Source organism: Burkholderia stabilis, assembly GCF_001742165.1.
Taxonomy (GTDB): domain Bacteria; phylum Pseudomonadota; class Gammaproteobacteria; order Burkholderiales; family Burkholderiaceae; genus Burkholderia; species Burkholderia stabilis.
On record NZ_CP016442.1, the window covers coordinates 159,208 to 177,800 of the forward strand.

The 18,593-nt window shown below is 66.8% G+C and carries 14 protein-coding genes; 2 read left to right on the forward strand and 12 right to left on the reverse strand.

The features are described 5' to 3' along the window. Positions 1-376: 376 nt before the first annotated feature. From BBJ41_RS00705 to BBJ41_RS00750, 10 genes are all read right to left on the reverse strand, one after another. Positions 377-667, reverse strand: a complete 291-nt coding sequence (locus BBJ41_RS00705) for a hypothetical protein (protein WP_069744875.1) — start codon at positions 665-667, stop codon at positions 377-379. 93 nt (positions 668-760) lie between these two features. Then, the gene (locus BBJ41_RS00710; protein WP_069744876.1) at positions 761-1,312 is read right to left on the reverse strand and encodes a hypothetical protein; all 552 of its coding nucleotides are present in this window, start codon (positions 1,310-1,312) and stop codon (positions 761-763) included. A 1-nt stretch (position 1,313) separates the two neighbouring features. Further along, positions 1,314-1,913 carry a hypothetical protein gene (locus BBJ41_RS00715; RefSeq protein WP_069744877.1) on the reverse strand — a complete coding sequence of 200 codons (600 nt, stop codon included), beginning with the start codon at positions 1,911-1,913 and terminating at the stop codon, positions 1,314-1,316. Between the two features lie 129 nt (positions 1,914-2,042). Continuing rightward, positions 2,043-3,347, reverse strand: a complete 1,305-nt coding sequence (locus BBJ41_RS00720; RefSeq protein ID WP_069744878.1) for a type IV secretory system conjugative DNA transfer family protein — start codon at positions 3,345-3,347, stop codon at positions 2,043-2,045. Continuing rightward, the gene (locus BBJ41_RS00725) at positions 3,344-4,906 is read right to left on the reverse strand and encodes a DUF87 domain-containing protein (protein ID WP_069744879.1); all 1,563 of its coding nucleotides are present in this window, start codon (positions 4,904-4,906) and stop codon (positions 3,344-3,346) included. Before BBJ41_RS00725 ends, BBJ41_RS00720 begins: the two co-directional genes overlap by 4 nt. 15 nt (positions 4,907-4,921) lie before the next feature. After that, entirely contained in the window at positions 4,922-5,287 is a 366-nt protein-coding gene (locus tag BBJ41_RS00730) for a hypothetical protein (RefSeq protein ID WP_069744880.1), read from the reverse strand. Positions 5,288-5,405: 118 nt separating this feature from the next. Beyond that, the gene (locus BBJ41_RS00735; protein WP_069744881.1) at positions 5,406-7,208 is read right to left on the reverse strand and encodes a hypothetical protein; all 1,803 of its coding nucleotides are present in this window, start codon (positions 7,206-7,208) and stop codon (positions 5,406-5,408) included. Positions 7,209-7,277: 69 nt separating this feature from the next. After that, complete coding sequence (locus BBJ41_RS00740; RefSeq protein ID WP_227893494.1) at positions 7,278-7,991, reverse strand: hypothetical protein; 714 nt, start codon at positions 7,989-7,991, stop codon at positions 7,278-7,280. 243 nt (positions 7,992-8,234) lie between these two features. Beyond that, complete coding sequence (locus BBJ41_RS00745) at positions 8,235-13,049, reverse strand: hypothetical protein (protein ID WP_069744883.1); 4,815 nt, start codon at positions 13,047-13,049, stop codon at positions 8,235-8,237. Between the two features lie 231 nt (positions 13,050-13,280). Next, on the reverse strand, positions 13,281-13,505 hold the full coding sequence (locus BBJ41_RS00750) for a hypothetical protein (RefSeq protein WP_146121702.1): 225 nt from the start codon (positions 13,503-13,505) through the stop codon (positions 13,281-13,283). Positions 13,506-13,758: 253 nt separating this feature from the next. On the opposite strand from BBJ41_RS00750, the gene BBJ41_RS00755 reads away from it, so the two are divergent. Then, positions 13,759-14,574, forward strand: coding sequence for a YaaW family protein (locus tag BBJ41_RS00755; protein ID WP_236872043.1), 816 nt, complete (start codon positions 13,759-13,761; stop codon positions 14,572-14,574). Positions 14,575-14,591: 17 nt separating this feature from the next. On the opposite strand, the gene BBJ41_RS00760 is transcribed toward BBJ41_RS00755, so the two are convergent. Together BBJ41_RS00760 and BBJ41_RS00765 are read right to left on the reverse strand one after the other, a co-directional pair. Then, the gene (locus tag BBJ41_RS00760) at positions 14,592-15,515 is read right to left on the reverse strand and encodes an HNH endonuclease (protein ID WP_069744885.1); all 924 of its coding nucleotides are present in this window, start codon (positions 15,513-15,515) and stop codon (positions 14,592-14,594) included. A gap of 218 nt (positions 15,516-15,733) precedes the next feature. Then, positions 15,734-17,290 (reverse strand): DNA primase family protein, encoded by a 1,557-nt coding sequence (locus BBJ41_RS00765; protein WP_069744886.1) that lies wholly within the window; start codon positions 17,288-17,290, stop codon positions 15,734-15,736. Positions 17,291-18,240: 950 nt separating this feature from the next. Between BBJ41_RS00765 and BBJ41_RS00775 the strand changes: the two genes are divergently transcribed. After that, positions 18,241-18,447, forward strand: coding sequence for a hypothetical protein (locus BBJ41_RS00775; RefSeq protein ID WP_069744888.1), 207 nt, complete (start codon positions 18,241-18,243; stop codon positions 18,445-18,447). Positions 18,448-18,593: the final 146 nt, after the last annotated feature.

Below are 18,593 nucleotides of genomic sequence, written 5' to 3' on the forward strand. Positions count from 1 at the left end.
GGGTCGGGGTGGTGGTGCAGGGGTGGCAACCGCTGCGGGTCGTGAGGTGATTAGCCCGTGCCAGGGCACAACCACGGGTGCGAACGTTGAGCGGGTTCAGGTGGTGCATGGTGCTCTCGGTCAGGTGTGGATTTGCGAACCTCCTACTCTCAACCTAGCAGGGTCTATCGGTCGGTCAATAGCTATAGCCCCGTAAAAGGGGCGATTCCAGGATTTATTTGCAGGGGTCGTGCGCGGGCGCGTCGAAACCCGGGCAAAAAGCAGGGGGCGGGTGCCTTCGGCCCGTGGTGGCGGCGAATCGACGTGCCAGGGCACAGGGGCGTCAGCAACGCGAAGGGGGCCGTGAGGCCCCCAGATCAGGTGGTGGTGGCGATGCTCAGGCGAGCGTGCCGGTCCGGTTGGCGTTGAACGAGGCGATCGTGGCGCGCAGCCGGGCACCGGCTTCGGCCTGCGTGAACGCCGGACGGGCCGGGCGGATCCAGGTGGGCTGCACCTCGTGGTCCAGCTCGATGGGCAGCGCGTGCGAGGCGTGGCGACGCGCGCCCAGGACGAAGCCGAGGTACGCACCGCCCAGGACGAGGGCGACGCTCGCCAGCAGGACGAGGGCCTCGAACAGGCAGGCGAGCAGCGGGTGGGCGATGTAGAACGGAACGGTCAGCGGGTGCACGGTGGTCTCCTCCGGTGTGCGTGGGCCGCAGGGCGCGGCCCGGGGTTGAACAACAAGGTGAATCGGGTGGTGGTCTCCTGGTCGAGGGCTGGGTCAGCGGATCACGTGGCTCGCCGCGCGCAGTGCGCCGCGGTGCAGGCTGAACAGCGCGGCGGCGAGGCGATCCTTCGCGGGCCAGTTCTTCGCGCAGATGCCCTTGTAGACCGCGATCTGGCGCATCTGGGCCGGGATCCGTTCCTTCGCGGCATCACGGCGGCGCTGGACCTCCGGCAGGGTGTCCATCACCGCCATCACGAGCTGGTCGTGGGTCATCGGCATGTTGGCCAGCGGCGGGTTGAACAGCGACAGCCACTGGCGCAGGTCTTGGTCCGGATGGGCTTGCGCCTCGGCCTTGGTGGGCAGCGGGTTACGGTTCGGGTCCTGCATCGACGCCGGCAGCGGCAGGATGGCCAGACGGATGCACGCATCACGGGACACCAGCGCCGGGTTGACCGCCACCTCCTGGGCGACGACCTGCTCCGGCGTGAGGGGCGCGGGCCCGGCGTGCCGGTGCAGGAACTTGGTCACACCGACGGTGGCGGCGAACAGCACGCACAGGCCGGCGAGGAGGGCAGCGCCCTGCTGGATACGAGGATCGAGTTGCATATCAGTACAGGGCCTCATGGATGGCTTGCTTCGGGTGGGCGAAGAACTGCGCGCCTTGCGTGAAGATCCCTGGTGCGCACAGGTTCATGCGGTGGTCGAGCTGGTCGGTTTGGAGCCCTTCCGGGTCGAGCTGGTCGTACACGACCGCGCCCGGGCCCAGAGCGCTGCACTCGTAACCGCCCTCGATCCACCAGTGGCCCCAGGACATCGCCATCGTGGCCAGGAGGACGGTGGCGAAGAGTCCGAGCACGGCAAATCCCGCGATGAAGAAATAGCCATGGCGTCGGCAGTCCTTCAGTTTCCACTCGGTTTGCTGGATGTCACCAGGCTGAAAGTTCGGGGATTCGACCTGCTGTTCACGACCCTCCCGACGGGCCAGTCGGTAGGCGTCCCACGTCCGGACCATGTAATCGAGGTTGTTTTGCAGAAGGGTTCGCAGTTTCCGATGGATCCAGAACCGGAAGCTCAGCAAGGCCAACGCTACCAGGACGAACACCAGCACAAGCATCGCAAGGGAGGCCGTGCCCTGTGGATCGAGGAGCGTCGGGTAATAGGAGTGCCCGGCCCAGTACGCGTAGGCGGGAACGGTGGTGCTCTGCATGAGGTCTCCTCCTCGGTGATGCCCACGCAACGCGTCGGGCCATGGTCTACACTTAGCAGCATTCTTAGTCGTGTCAACCCGTGCCAGGGCACGGACAAGCCCGGATATATTCCGGGCTTGTCGATGGGGTCAGGCAGCGACCTTGGTGGGGTCGTTCGCGGCGCGTTCGATCTTCTGCCGCTTCTCCAACTCGTCGTACACCGTCGAGATGCCCTGCTGCAGGGCGAAATCACGGATTTGCTGGACCGAGAGCTTGCCGTAGGTCATGCAGAGGTCTCGACGAGGGTGGCCGCCACGCTTGACGGAGATCATCGCCGAGTATTGGTGGTCCAGGAACTTCCAATCGCCCTGGGGGAAGAGGTCGATGTCCGTTCCGAGGAGGCCAGCCTGGTCCCTGTTCTTGACGAAGAACCTGGGGGGGTGGTAGTCGTCGTGTTTGACGGCACCACCCATGAAGTTCCAGCTCAGGGCACCGGCGACACGACGGGTCAGCCCCGCAGCAAGCGACGCGGTTCCACGGACAACCTCCCAGAGGTTGGTGGTGACCGCGCCGACGGAGAACATCAACGCGAGCTTCATCAACGACCGCGGCAGGCGCCCGGACCGATCGTCCTTGTTCTTCAAGTGCTCCCGGTCGTGACTCGTCAGGATGACGTCCGTCGGACGGCTCAGGTTGTAGCGCAGGCGTTTCAGCATCGCCAAACGCTGGCCCGGATTCAGCTCACGCTTGCCGACCCCGAGGGCTGCCTTGGCCTCCCCGTGAGCGCGTTCAAAATCGTTGGAAAGGATCGATTTGAGCGCCCCGGACAGGTAGTAGCTGTAATCGAACACCCGCTGCTTCTGCAGGCGATCGTTGGCGTAATCGTGGCTTTCGGGCGAGGACTTCATCATGCACCACGACATGAAGTTAGCCAGGAAGGCCTTGGAGGCATCCTGACCCAGACGGTCGTTGAACGCGTTGACCGTTTGGGACGCGAACACGCAACGCAGGCCCAGGCTACGGGCAATGGACAGCAGCTCGCTTTCCTCGGCGGTGCGACCCTGGCCCAGCAGGATCTGCGCTTCGTCGGCCACGCACATCAGCGGGCGCTGATCCGGCCACTTGGTCTTCCAGTCCCCGACGATGCCACGCATCTTGACCGCGTTGAACACGCGCTTTTTGGCGAGCATCGTGATGATTCGGCCGGCGTCTTCATAGAGCGTGTCCGGCAAGGAGATCCCCACGACGGCCCCGCGCATGCAGGCCAGCACGTCGCAGCCGTGTTCCATGTAGCACCAGTCCATGAGCTTTTCGTTGCTCATGATCGGCTCGAACATGGTGGACAACGTTCCCAGGATGTCGGCGCGCAGCTCGGCCCGTTGCTTCGGCAGGTGGAAGGACGCAAACTTCAGCGCGGCTCGGATCAGCTTGCCGCGAGGGTTGTTCGCCTTCATGTCCGGGTGATTCCGAAGCCACCCAACGAGACCCGCTCCCCCGGCGGGGTCGGGGCGCCCGACGGCAGCGGTACCTGTCCGGTCTTGGGATCCGGCACCGGCGGGGTGGCGCTGATGAACATCGAATCTTCCATGTAGGACATGGCGAAGTCGTTCAGGGCCGCGAAGTGCCAGAAGTAGAGGCGTTGGGCGGAGGCGAACGGCTCCGGCACGTCCTGGTCGGTCTCTTTGCGCCATTCGACATACTCTTGCCAGTTCTTCCAGCTCGTGCCGTCGCTCTTTGCCGGTTTCGACTGGATCTGGCGGTCCAGGTCGTCGGACCATGCCTGATAGTTCTTGTAACCCTTCTGCACAGCCTTGGCTTCCAGCTCCGACATCTCCATCTGCATGCAGGCCCACAGCAGGCGTGCCGAGTGACGCAACCAGTTCCCCGAACTGACGGTCCAGAAGCTCTTCATGTCGCTGGTATCGTTGCTGACCGCCAGGAGGGCAGTCGTTACCTGGTCGGGCGTCATGCCTTCGATCAGCGCCATGGGCTGACCGTCGTCTTCCGGCGAGACCTTGATGATGGTCAGGACCTTGTCCAGACCTTGCGCACGCAAGGTCTTGATCACGTCATCGGGGAGCGAACCCTTCCCGTCGAGCAGGAGCGCCCCGCCGCAGTTTTCGAACCGGCCGTTGCGATACTGTCCATAAGCCAGCCACTGCTGGATCATGCTGAGCATGAGATAGGTCTTACCCCCTCCGGTCCCGCCGATCACCATCATGTGCGTGCTCAGGTCTTCGTGGGCGGACAAGGCCATGGGCATGCCCTCATCCGGGGCCATCGGGTCACCCTTGAACTTCAAGTGACCGTTTGCCGTCCCGAGCACGATGACCGGGCCGTTCCTTGCGAAGTCCGCCGCCACATCGATCTGCTTGACGCGCATGGTCATGGCAGAAGAGTCGTCCGGCGCCTCGTACGTATCCGGGAGTTCGAAGAGGCGATCCTTAGCCGAGCGGTTGGCGATCACCGATTCGAGGAACGGGCGGCCCAACATCAGGGCATTGCCCAGAGCGACAACGGGCCCAGCGAAGTCGGGGAAATACGAGGCGGCGGCGGTTTGCACCGCGAGGATTCCCAACGTGTATTGAGCGGTCGGGCGGATGATGTAGCGCCAGTTTCGGCCGAGCAGGGCCAAAGTTCCGACGGCGTACGCGGCTTGGGTCAAGACGAACCCGGGCAGACCCATGTAGCCAGCGGCCATGGCCGCCTGCGATGCGACGGTGATCAACGGGTGGGCGTAGAGCAGTGCGCTCTCGGCCAGGCTCGACCCACCATAACCGATCTCGCAGTCATCCCCTTCGACCTTGAGGAGCTGAACAAGTGGCGTACCGCTCCCCGACACCGCGGTGTCGCCCATCATGTCTTGCAGGTCGAACGGTGCTGCGTTGGTGATCGGGATCTTACGCCGGAAATATTCGGCGCATTGCATCTGCGCGTTCTTGCGAATCCGATCACCAGCACGACCCAGGAGGCCCGTGTAGGCCGTTTTCGTGGCCACATTCTTGTCCATCATGGTTCCTCCCGTGGGTCAGTTGAAGTAGTGCTGCGCCGCCGTTGCCAGCGCCTGGGTGTAACCGTCGGTGAGCGCAAAGCTCGCGGCGACCACCAGCACACCCACGATCAGCATCCTGCGCGACAGCCACACTCGGATGTCCCGACGGATGAGCTGCTCCCGCACGTTCGTGCGCAGACCAGATCGCTGGGAGCGTTCGGCCGCGACGTAATAGAAGCTCTCCCGAACGCGCAAAGCCTGCGGCGATCCGAACACCGCCCGACCGATGATGTCGAACACCTTGCTGCGCCAGGAAATCTCGTCGGGGAACATGCCGTCGTCGGTGAGGGTGACCTGCTCGCGAAAGGGCTTGGATGCGACGTGTCGGTTTTTCAGGCTCAAGGTCTCCTCCGGAGGGCGTTCGGTGCATTGCTCGGCTTCAATCTGGCAGGTCCGACAGGCTTGTCAAGCGTACCGACGTTAAAACTCGGGGTGCCGTGGCACCCCTTGTGAAACCACCTTACCGTTGAAGATTCGCCTTCGCCCAGGAGTCCAGCTTGGCGTTCGCTGCGTTGATTTGGGCCTGTTCGAGCGCACGACCGTTCACGTGACGCGTGACCGGAAGACGATGGGCCACGGGCGGGGCGGCCGGCTCGGCCGCGGGGGCACGGGCAGGCACAGAGGCAGGCACAGAGGCAGGCACCGGCACCAGTGCGCGCGTCGCTGCAGGTGCGCGCGGCGGCACAACCACCGGTGCTGGGGCAGGCGTCGGAACGGCTGGTGCCGGAATCGTCGGGGCAGGGGCCGGCACGGCAACCGGATCGGAACCGCTCGTGCCAATCCACACGCCAGAAACGATCACGACGACCGCGGCTACGCCGATCCCGATTGGCTTGATGAAGCGCTTCACATCGGGCATACGAACACCGTTCGGGCGGGCCCTCCAGGCGTCGTCGTGGGCGTCACCTTCAGGCGCAACCATGGCCGCGTTGAAGCGGTTGGCCATCATCGCCAGGTGCTTGCTGCCCTCGTCCAGGGCCTTCGCCACGCCTGCCAGGACCTCTTGAAGCGCCGGACCGTCACGCCCGCTGTTTTGAAGCTGCAGGTAGATTTGGGCCAACCGCTCGTGCGCGGCCTTGTACATGTGCTGAGCCACAGCACGATCGGTAGAGTTCGATGCAAGCTCGGCGTGCCGATACGACAAAAGTGCCTCGGCCATCACCGTCGTTTCCTTGGCCGCACGCGCCTGCAGATCGTAGACGTCGAGGTGCGCACGGAAGTAAGCGATGATGGACTCGGCGTGGTTCATGAACGTGGTGACGCCTTGGATCACATCGGGATCCGGAGCCGAACTTTCGAGCCTGTACGCTTCGAGCTTTGCGCGAAGGTCATCCAGGGCGGGCTGAGCCACTGCAAGTCGACCTTGCACAACAGCGGGGTCGAGGTCTCCGTCCTCGAAGGGGGTCATAGCTTCGGAGAGGCTGTCAACGGCCCGAGTCACCTGACCTCCCAAACCCTCCGATGGCATCGTCACCTTACGGGGCCTCATCGGCTCGCCATCGCCAGCATGAGGTTCGACGACAGACTCGACGACAGACTGGGCGGGTTGGGCGACCGGGGCGGTGGATTCAGGAGGAGCAACGTCAACATCGACGTCGCCTGTCATCCCTTCGAGCATGGCGAACGCGTCCACGTCCACATCCCCGCTGTCGACGAGGGGCTCGGGTTCCAAAACCTGAGCGATCGGTGCAGCCACTGCGGCAGGAGCCGACTGGGGGACTGCCGTGGCATGCGCGACGCTCGCGCTTTGCTGCGCATTCAGAACCATCGTATCGACGTGCTGGGCACCCTTTTCGATCTCGGCACGCAGGGCGTTGAGACGCTCGGTGATCTGGGCTTCGGCCTCGATGGCCTGGTCAGCGTCCACGACCTCGTCGGGCTGGCTGAACCGCTCGGTCGGCTCGCACCCTTCGGCTTCAGCGGCTTCGACCGCCTGGCGCCATGCGTGTCGGGCATCCCGGTAGGCCTGCTTGCCGTCGTTGGCGCTTTTGAGCTTGGCCTGAAGCTGCGTGTCTTCCGCGAACGCAACGGTCATCTGGCCGGCGGGCTGCTTGCGCAGGTCGGCCATGAGCTGGCCGGCCTGTTCCAGGTTCAGGTTCTGCATGAAGATCGTGGTGAGCTGGCGCTGCACTTCGTTGAACGCATCGAGCGTGCTTTGCGCGGCCTCGACGTAGTCCTTCGCGGCCATGGCCACCAGCACTGCTGCGTTGCCGAGGTCGTCCCAGGCGTAGCTGACCGCGGTTTCCAGCGCTTTCTTGTCCATCGTCTGTCTCCTCCAGAGATGTTGGAATAGGGCAGGGCGACCGGCGGGCCGCCCTGGACGTCCGGCCGATCAGACGGACGGGACCGGCGTCAGCACGAGCTTCGCCTTCGCGGGCGAGGTCACGGTGTGCACCACGTACGACGTAGCCTTGTTGCTGTTCGGGATCGCAGCGTCCAGGATCCCGCGGACCCAGTTCGCGTCACGCGCCATCACGTACACGCCGATGGTCACCGGCTTGTCCGACTTGCTCGCCAGCTCGCCGGCCTTGCCGATCAGCGCGGCAACGCGCGGGTCGTGGGACTTCATGCCGGCGGGCGGCAGGCCGATGTCGGTGTGGTACCAGGCCGGGATTTCCTTGCTGGTCGGCTTCCCGTCCTTGTCGTGGTCGTGGACCATCTGGGTTGCCACGACGGCCTGCTGCTGCGCGTTCATCGCGGTCAACTGGTCCTGCAGGACCTTGGCGCCCGCACGGGCGTTGTCGAGCTGCTTCTGCACCGAGGCGGCGTAGCTTTCGGCGCCCAGCAAAACAGCACCACCGGCGCAACCGATCCCGGCGCCGGCCAGGCCATGGCCCGTGATCACGCCGATGACACCGCCGACCGCGGCGCCACCCAGGCAACCGAGGGCTGCACCCCCGGCTGCAGCGGCACCGCTCTGGTTCGAAATGCCGAGGTGATGGCCCAGCGATTCGCTCGTGTCGTTGATCGACGCGCAGCCGGCGGTGAGGCTGACCGACGCAGCAAGGGCCACGAACGTGACCGAGGTTTTGAGGGTGTTGCGCATGGGGTGGATCCTCCCGAACGTTAGGGCCGTGCTAGGCCGATCCCCCACATCTAGCAGCTTCAGGGGGTATGTCAATCTGTGCCCTGGCACGGATTAAAACACCTGGAAAAGGCGGGCGATCCGGCTTCGCCCCGTCACCAGGGGAAGGTGGCGAACGGGAGCGATGGGCACAAAAATGCCCCGGGGCGAACCCGGGGCAGGGGCCCTGCCCATGCCGGACAGGGCGGGAGGAGACGTTGCGGATCAGCGGCGGCGCTCGTACTCGTCGTCAAGGCTCAGCTTCAGCTCGCGGCGCTTGCCAAGATCCTGGGCGGGGCCCGTCTGGGTCTGGCTCACGCCTTGCGCCTGGTTCACCGGCGGCAGGCCCAGGCGTGCACGCTGCGCGGCTTCGGCCTTCGGACCACGCAGCTCGAGGCTTTCCCACAACTGCTTCGCCGCGTCGCTGTTCTCGCGGACACGGTCGTTGTGCTCGTGGACCTGCGGGGCCAGCGGCTTGTTCGGATCCACCACGATGGGCGCCGCGTCCTTCCGGTCCTGCGTGGCAGCGCCACCGGTCCAGGACATGAGGCTGTCCAGGGCCTTCGCGGTGCCAGTAACCTGCTGCTGCGGCGCTTGCACGCCCGACTGGCCCGGCGGCAGCAGCTTGGCCTCGCGCTCGACGATGGGGCGCTCGGCCTGCTGGGCCGGCGCGGCGGGGGCACCCACCACGCGGACCGGCTCGCGATCGCCACCCGTCCACGACATCAGGCTGTCCAGAGCCTTGGCGGTGCCCTCGACCTCCTGCTGCGGCGCCTGCACGTTGGCCTGGCCCGGGGGCAGGAGCTTGGCCTCGCGCTCGGCGATCGGACGGTCGGCCTGGTGGGCCGGCTCCGCCACCGCGCGGGCGGACTCGCGGTCCTGCGCGGCAGGGCCACCCGTCCACGACATCAGGCTGTCGAGGGCCTTGGTGGTGCTGGTGGCGTCCTGCTGCGGCACGTGCGCGTTCGACTGGCCCGGGGGCACGAGCTTGGCTTCGCGATCGACGATCGGCGCGGCGACCTGCTGCTCCTGCGGCGCGCGCTCGGCCGGCGGGGTGGTGGCCATCAGCGGCGTGGCTCCGACCGGGCGCAGGTCCTCGGCCTTGCCCACGCTGACCGTGGACGGGGCAACCACCTGCGCTTCGGCGACGGGCTGGACCGCCTGCACCGTCTGCACCGGCTCCACCGTGGCGGCGGCCGGCACGAGCGTGGCCTGGCCCTGCTCACCGCGACCCTTCTGCTGGTCCTGCTCGGCGTTCTGCGCCTGGGCTTGGGCCCAAGTGTCCAGACGTGCGGCGAGGCCACCGTTCTGGCGATTCGGCAGGCGGGCTTCGATCGGCACGAGCTGGTGGCCGTGCTCGCGCACGAACGCCTGGGTCTGCGCTTCCAGGTGCTCGTGCAGCGCGTCGTTCACGAACGCGCGATCGTCGGGCGAGATCGGGCCGCCCATCGCGTTGTTCAGGCGCGCACCGGCGGTCATATGGTTGATGGCCGGGCTGGTGGCCCCGTCCAGGCTGTTCGCCTCACGGTTCCACGGCGCGACCCCTTCGACGGTCTGGCCGCCCATGGACATGCTGTACGCGACGCCGTGCTGCGTGAAGCCCTTCACGTTGATCGAGTTGAACCCTTCGTTCAGCACGTCGGCGTTCAACGAGGCGGCCGGCGCGTTCATGGCGGCCTGGATCCCCGCCTGGCGCTGGGCCTCGGCGGAGAGTTCCTCCTGGGCGACGACCTTGGTCTGCTCGGCCGCGGCGCTGGCCAGGGTCGTGGTCGACCCGGCCTTCTGGTCGCGCGCCATCGGCTGGTAGTGCTCGGGGTTCTGGACGCTCGCGTCCAGCCACGAGGCCATGCGTTCCTCGACGGTCAGGGCCACCTCCTGGCGGATCTTGCCGTGCAGGGCTTCGTGCGCCTCGCGCTGCTGCGTTTCGTGGGCCACGAAATCGTGCGGGGCGGCCGACCAGGTGGACTGGGGCACCACCCGCTGCTCACCGTTGGCGAGCTGGACGGTCTTCGGTTCGGTGCGGTACGCACGCAGCTCCACGGTTTCGCCGATCTGGACCCCGCCGACCTCGATGGCCTTCGCCAGGTCCTTGCCCCAGACGGTGTGCTTCTCACCGTCCCGGCCTTCCACCACGGCGAACGGGGAGGGCTTGGCGCCTTCCCGGTCCTGGTACGGGCGGACACCCTGCTCGAGCAGCGTGCCGCGGGCGTAATGCTCGCTGGCCGTCCGGGCGTAATCCGGTTGCGGCACGAACGGCAGGATGCCCTGGGCCGCGGCCAGTTCCTTCTCCTTCGCCTGGTTCGCCAGCGCATCGTGCTTCGCGCGCTGCTGGGCGTCGTACTGCTCGAAGTTGTGCGGACGGGCGCTGAAGTGGACCGCCGTGGCGGGGTACTCCTCGCCGGTCTTCTGGTCGAGCTTCATGTAGTTGGTCGTGTCGCCGCGCAGCTCCACGGTCATGCCGGGAAGCACGTTGCCCTCTTGCAGGGCGCGCGGAACGTCGTGGCCGTAGATGCGGCGCACGTTCCCCTCGCGGTCCTCGATCGACGCGTACGGCATCGGGTCCTGGCCGTTGATCTTGATGTCGTCGACCCCGTGATCGACCAGCTTCCCGCGGGCGATGACCACCGCGTCGGTCTTCTGGTAATCGGGCTCGGGCACGAACGGCTGGGCAACGGCCGCCTCCTGGGCCTTCTCCTTCGCCTGGACCTTTTCCAGCTCGACGCGGACGGCGTTCTGCGCCTCCTGCAGCTCGTGGACCTTGGCGTTCTTCGCGGCGACCTCCTCGGCGTGCGCCTTCGCGATCGCGGTGCGGATCTCCTGCGGCGCGGTGAACTCGCTGCGTTCGAGCGGGGTGACCTGCAACGGCTTGAACCCGATCATGGACCGGCGGCGGCCCACGATCAGCTCGCCCTGACCGGTCATCAGGGTCATGAACAGGTGGCCCTCGCTGGGCACGGTCCCCAGCACGGACGCACCGACTTCCTTGCGCGCCACGAGGCGGCCATCCTCGCGGGTGTCCTCGCGCTTGACCCAGTTGTACTGCTCCTGCACCGTGGCCCCGCTGCTCAGGTCACGGTCCGGGTCGGTGATCGGGTGACCGTGCTTCACGTCGTAGGCGAACAGGGCCCCGAAGGCCTCACGCGCCATTTCGCGGTTCGCCGCAACCTGGTCGGGCGTCCCGCGGAGCAGGGCGGAACGCTCGGCGTTGAACGACGCGTGCTCGGCGGCCTTCACCAGGTCCAAGCGGATGGTGTCCGGACCGGTGCTGTTCATCCGGCTGACGTACATGGCCTCCTCGTGGGCCTTGTACGCGTTGTCCAGCGCCACGAACGAGTCGGTGCGGCTGGTCCCTTCCGGGAGCGCCTTCACGAACGCAGCGGCGTCGAACAGACCCAGACGCTCGCCCTTGGCGTTCTTCACGAAGCCGTCCGGGGCGTCCTCACGCGGGCTCATCGCCACGTTGTTCGCCGGGTCGGCGTAGCGGGCACGCCAGGAGTCGTAGACGGCCACGCCCCACTTGCCCGGGTAGTTGTCCCACGGGCCGGTCGGCACGCGCTCGGGCGCAGCCACCGTTTCCGCAGCCTGGGCGGGAGCACCGTCCTGGACCTTCGCGGCCGGGGTGGTGGTGGCCGTGGCCGTGGACGAGGAAGCAGGGGCCTGGGCCTGCTCGACCTGCTCGGTTGCGGCGACGGACGGCGTGCTCGACGGGGCGAGCGACGGCGAGGCCGGTGCACGCGCGGCGACCGGCTGGGCACGCTGCTGGGTGGTGGCCTGGGCCTTCGCCGGCGCCGGGGCGGTCACGCCCAGCGTCTTCTCGACGGCATCGTTCACCATCTGGCGGCTGGGCAGGTCGGTGGGGGCGAACACGGCGACCAGATCCTCCTCGGCCTGCTGGCGCGCGGTGTCACGCTCGGCGGCTGGCAGGTGGTCGACGAACGGCGTCAGCGCGTCGAGCAGACGCGCCTTGAACCCCTGTTCGAACAGGTCGGCACGCGTGATGCCGTTGGGCACCTCGACGCCCGGGGCGATGACGTCGTTGTTGGCGGCGATCGCGACGTCCAGGGCCGACTGGCGATGCTCGGCCGTGGGCAGGTTACGTTCGTACGCGTAGGCGCTGAACGCCTGTCCCGTCGGCGTGTTGTCGAACCGCTCCAGCAGCTCGTCCTGGCGCGGGGCCACCTCGTGCCAACGCAGGTCGCGGTCCTCGGCGGCTTGCAGGCGCTCGTCGAGCTGCGGGGTGAGGTCGATGCCGGAACGCTCTTCGAGGAGGCCCAGCGCGTGCTCCTCGAACTGCTGGTAAATCGACGCGTCCGGGGTGTCGACCGGGCGGGTCTCCCACACCCAGGCCACCGCATCGTGCACGACGGACGCGCGGTGCTCGTCGAACAGCGCACGCTCGTCTGCGGTCAGCCCGGTGGCCAGGTCGGTCAGCAGGTCTTCCGGCATCTTGTCGGTGATGTTGTGCAGTTCCATCGCGTAGTTCGACGGCCACGATTCGGGCGCGTCGACGTAGAACTGTTGGGAGAGGGCGAACCCTTCCGGGCTGCGCCAGTCGACCCCATGCTCCTTCGCCACGGGCTCGAGGAACGTGTGCGAGATCGTGTGGTGCAGCGTGTCCTGCAGGCGATCGGGCACGGTGTGGGCCAGGAAGTCGCCGATGGTGTCGGGGGTCGGGCGTTCGTGCAGCAGGTTCCCGCGCAGCGCTTCGGCCTGGGCCTTCGTCGCCTCGGCGTTCAGATCACGGTCGAACGCATCCGGGCCGTCGGTGTAGCGCTGACGCAGCCAGTCGGCGGTGGGCGAGGTCTGGAACCGTTCCATGTAGCGCTGGAACTCCGCCTTCGACGCGTCGCTGGCGGCCATGGCCGTCAGCTCGAACACGTCCTGAGCGCTGGACTGCTCCAGCGGCTTGGACGCGGCGGGCGCCGGCGCGGTGCGGGCGGTCTCCACGGCGCGGAACTCGCGCACGCGGCCCCACAGGTTGCTCACGCGTTCCTGAACGGAACCGAAAAGGCCCGGACGGGCGTTCTGCTGGTCGGCCATGCTGTCTCCCCCTGTACTGTACGTGGCGGGCGCGCGAACGCGTCCGATCACCCCAGGGTAGCGGCTTTTCGAGCGGGCGCAAGCCCTGGGTGCAACACGTTGGCCCGTGCCTTGGCACGGCTTGAAATCCGGGGCTCCAGACGAAAACGAGGGGGCATGGCGCCCCCTCAAATCGCAACGCTTCACCCCTGAAACGTCGCGTCCCCTTGCTCTTCAGATCCAGCGGGGCGGTCAGGCGGCCCACTGCCCGTAACGCTTCCCCTGGGCTTCACGGCGCCAGGCCTGGCGGTTCGCGGCCTGCTCCCGTTCGTTTTCCCGCACGGCCTGGTGGCGGGCCCGGTTCCCCTTGGGCGAGCGCAACATGCGCTGCACCCCGTAGGCCTCGGCGAGCTGTTGAACACGCTGTTTGGTGAGCAGGCCGTCGTCGGCGAGACCGTCGAACAGATGGGCGGGCATGTCAGGCTCCTCGCTGGTTGTGGGGCCGTGCCGTGGCACGTCTTGCATACCTTCAACCTAGCGGGATCTGTGGGCGTGTCAAGTGTCCGGCCGAGGTCTGATCAGCGGCTCGCTGGTCGCAGCCAGCATGAGGAGGTGCGGCGGTGCACAGGAGTGGGTTTGGAGCGGGCGCTTAAGGTTTTTCGTGAGCCGCCGTAAACGCGCTCAGAGGGCGGGTGGTCCCTTTGAGGGACTGCTGGCATGGAGTTATTCCATGCAGGAGACGACGTTCAACGTCGTTGCGATTCAACCAAGCACGGAGCAAAGAACACAAATGGCATATCGACACGACCCGGATCTGGAGTTTCTGGGCAAGATGAAATCGAGCGATCTGAACGACCTGGTGCGTTGCTTGACCCACGATAAGGATGGCAGCGCGAGGTTAACCGAAGAGCTGACGATGGCGGACGATTACAAGAAGTACGCCCCGGACCACGGGAAATACTGGCAACTCATCGCGGCCGAGGTGCAGTGCTTCGGAGGCAACACGTTCGCCACCATGTTCCGTGGTGGTAAGGGCGTGTTGTACAAAGAGGTGCTCTGCGACGTGTGCGATAAGATGGACGTGAACTACAACGCCAAGGCTTCTGTCGAGACGATCGAGGGCAACTTGCTGATGAAGATTTTGCAGGACGCGCTCGCGAAGATGACACCCGAGCAGCTCCGCGAGCTGGCCAAGGAACTGGGCATCAAGGACTTCGCGAACATCACGTCGCCGGCGCTCGTGATGGTCTTCCAAACGATCTTCCGTGCGGGCGGCTTCAAGTCCTACCAGCTCACGTTGATCGTCGTTAACGCGGTGTTGAAGGCCCTGATCGGCCGCGGGCTCTCGTTCGGTGGAAACATTTTGCTGACCCGCACGATGGCGATTCTCACCGGCCCGGTCGGCTGGATCATCAGCGGCGTCTGGACGGCGGTGGACATCGCTGGTGCCGCGTATCGCGTGACCATCCCGGCGGTCATCCAAATCGCTGCACTTCGGCAGCAGCAGATGTACGGCGACATGGCCGACCAAGTGAAGTTTGGCTAACAGACGGGCGGGGGCGTTCAGCCCTCCGTGCCCTCCTGAGCGGCGATGAACAGGTCCAGGTGGTGGCGGAGGTAGACCGCCTGGCGCTTCGTCGGTTTCTTGCGCAGCGGGGCGGGCACGCCCACGAGCGCGCGGTCCTTCGCCGACAGGACGTCAGACACAAGCATGTCCCCGGTGTCCGGGTCGAACGCGATCAGGTGGTTGTCGAACAGGCGGTCCAGGTTGGCGATCAGGGGGAGCCCGTTGGCCGGGTCCAGGCGCTGATCGTCGTCCGCGTCGACCCAGGCCATCGCGTGAGAGGCGACGAGCAGGGTGCCGACCGAGCACCCGGTGACGGCGCAGGCACCGCCCCACTGAGCGAGCAGGTCGGCGCGGTAGCGGCCCTGACCCATGCGCGCCTGTACGAGGGCTTGGCGCGTGGTGGTCTGGTCCGGCGCCGGGTAGCGGGCGTCGATGTCGTCGAGGTCCTGGGCAAGGCCGGGACGAGCGTTCTCGCTGTACAGCGCGATGAACTCGTCGACCGGCACGCGGCGCTCGACCACGGCGAACTCGAAACCGCTGGCATCGGTGACCACCCGGTTGAGCTTGTAGAGCACCGAGGCGTCGTAGAGGTAGGGCTGGGTGTTGTCCGACCCCTCACCGTGCCGGAGAACCGCGTAGACGGGCGATCCGAACTGGATGCGGGCGATGTTCTTTTGCCGCTCCCGGCGAGCGGCGGTGGCGGGCTTCACCCAGGGCGGAGGGGCCCAGACCTCGATCATTTCGGTCCCGTCCTCGGCGGTGATGAGGCGCTTGGACCACAGTTTCATCACCACCGCTTGCGCTTGGCCGCTCGATGGCCACTCGTCGGTGTACGCGTCCCACGACCACGTGCGGTTGGTCATGAACAGGCCCAGCGTGTCGATCAGGAAATCGTTGATGCGTTGCGCGTTGCGCTCCATGCTACCGCCCCCGTGGTCATCGCCGACCGGTGGTCCGGCCGTGCCTGGCGATGATACCGGACGGCACCGGACCCTTCGGGAAACTGCCGGGGCTCACGCCCAGCACCCGAACAGTGGCGGTCGCCCACCCCAACCTCGCCGCAGGCTTGGGGCTGGGCCCCATGCGAGAAGCCCGGCGCTGGGCCGGGCTGGGAGGGGGGCAACGTGGGGCGGGGACGTTAGGCGCGGGCGGGCCCGTGGCCATGCTCCGAGGGCTTGCCAAAGTGGTCGGAGAAGTCCTCGATCTCCGGCAGCGGCAGCTTTACCGACGCGGTGTCGCGGGCCCCGGCCACGGAGAGCGACACGGACGGGACCCCGTCGGCGCGCATGCGCACGAGGCGGGCGCGGTTGCCGGTCGAGTCCTTCGGGGCGCGGCGATTGTTCTCCGGGGCGCCGATGTCGATCCCCTTCGAGGCCTGCAGGTCACGGCGCAGGCGCTTCCAGAACTCGTTCGCTTCCACCGGGTGACGACCGTTGTCAGCGCAGAAGTCGCGGTACGCGCGGTAGACCACCACCTTGTCCGCCCACTGGTTCGGGTTGGCCGGCTGACCGGCGTCCACCACGTCCGCCCATTCCAGCGCAGTGTCGTTCGACTTGCGCAGGGACACCTTGTGCGAACGGACCTCCTCGGGCAGCTCGTCGTCGCTCATGAAACGGCCGCGCTTGGTCAGCGCGATGAGGCCGGCCAGCAGCCAGTCCAGCGCGATCGCCATTTCCGCCGGGCTTTCGGTGATCAGGCGGTCGAGGTCCGGGATCTGGTCCTCGGCGCGGATCGTCTGCGTGAACGGCACGTTGGCGATGCGGCGCAGGAACCCGTGGGACATGTCCGAGAAGCCCATGGCTTCGTTCATAGCCAGCACCCACGAGGCCCGCGGCTTCACCGTCAAGGGCACGCGGTTCTTGCGGTTCACCGACACCGGGTCACGGGCCACCCACGCCTTGAACAGGTTCTCGTTGATCGGGCGCTTGCGCGGGGGCGCTTCCGACACGGTGACCAGCGTGGCGTGGACCAGCGGCTCGGTGTTGAACTCGCCGTCCAGACGCGAGAGGTCGAATGCCACCGGGTTGGCGTGGAAGCACGACAGGATCTGCAGGCAGAGGCTCTTACCGTTGGCCCCGGATCCCTCCAAGATGATGGCCTTCTGCACGTTCATCGTGGAGAGGGTCGACCCGAAGCACTCGGCGAGGTAGTCGCGCATCGCCGGGCTCGGCTGGACCTGCGTGATGAAGCGGCCGAAGCGGCTCTCCGGGTTCAACGGGAGCAGGGCGTACGTGCCGTCCGCACCGACGCGCGACCAGTCGATCGACGCGTTGACGGCGTGCGTGACCCCGAACGACGGGTCCGGCCGGTGGGCCTTCACCAGCCCGGACGGCTGCACCTCCAGCAGACCGTCCTTCAACGGCACGAGCACCCCGGTCGACTTCGGCGGCACGGGCAGGGGCTTGTGCCCGGCCAGACGGGTAACGGCGGTCTCGACCATCGAGCGGGCCTTGCCCACGCTGTACTTTGCCGGGTCCAGCTTTTTGAGCTGGGCGAGCGCGTCCTGTTCCAGCGCGACGTCGCGCTGGGCTTCCCAGTACACGCCGTTCCAGCGGAAAAGCTCCGGCGTCTCGCCGCTACCCACGGCCAGATTCGCGTCCTTTTCCAGACGGTCGGCGTAGTGCAGCTCGACCGAATCCTTCACCTTGCGGGTGCCCGTGGATTTCACGCCGTTGTTCGGTTGGAAAGCAGCCATCGTTGTTCCTTCGTTCGTGCTCGGTTGGTACGCGGGAGGCGTCCTGTGGGACCGCCTTGCCGCTCAGGACGAAGTGTCGAGGAGCGATACCTTGGACCTGAGTCGCCGGACCGTCGTCACCTGGGCGGTGCGCGACTCACGGCCGGATCCGCCCGGGCACGGGCTCACCGGACCCGGGCTGTCCAGGGCGTCGACGGACGCCGTCCAGGGCCGGCGCTAACCAGGCTTGGACCGTGCGGTGGCACGGAGGCCCGGCGGGGCAACGGTTCGGCGGGCGCCGACCAGGCGGTCCAGGGAGTCCGGGTGAAAAGCGGGTGCTCGACGAGCACGGGAAACGGCGACGTGATCCCCGGTCGGTGGATAGGTCACCGTCTCCCATGGACGGCGACCTATGGGGTTTCCTTTCTGATCCAGGGAGGAAAAGCCTGGACCGCTTGGACCGATCCCCGCTGAGCACCGTGGGGCGGTCCCTTCGGGCTGTCCAGGCATCCCGGGGATGGCCTGGCCGGACCTGGACCAAGGACCGGGCGAGCCCGGACAGGGCACCGACGGTTCCCGTAAAGCCTCACCACCGGTCGAACAGCAACACGTGCCAGGGCACGGGCTTACCCCGTCCACCCGCTCGCCGCGAGGCGTTCCATCTCCCCAGCAGCGGCGCTGCCGACGTCCCCGTTTTCCCCGTTCCCGTCCTTCCCCGCGACCATGCCTCGGGCCCGACGCCCGTCAAGGCGCACCAGGCCGTGTTGCTGCGCGGCCCGCACCACCTGGCGCTCGAATCCTTGACCGTCCCCGTGCCCTTGGCCACCCCGTCGAGGGACGAGAACTCAGGAAAACGGCGGCAACGACGCAAGGCACGCAGGCTCGACGGAACAACGTCAACGGCCAGGTCAAAAGCGGGCCTCCAAGCTCGGAGCCGGTCAGCTCAACGGCACCACCACCAGGAGAAGGTCATGTTTCACAGCTTCGGTTATCGCGGTCACACCATCCACATCGCCATCCCGGACCGCAGCAGCGTCGAGGAGATCAAGGTCCAGCTCCGCCACGACGACGGCGGGTTCGACCTGGTGCCCTGCAAGACCCTGTTGGGCGCCAAGCGGCGGATCACGCGCTACGTCCGGGATCAGGGCAAGCCTGACCAGCCCGCCGGCGCGCACTGATCCGTGCCATGGCCACGGGGGAGGTGTTCACCGGGCGGTGGGCGTTCCCCATCGACCTGGTACCGGGGCAGGGTGTGGGGAGTTGCATTTTGCGTCATCAAATGATCTGAGCTGTTGTGTTCTGCCGTGGGTACCCGTAAACTCCC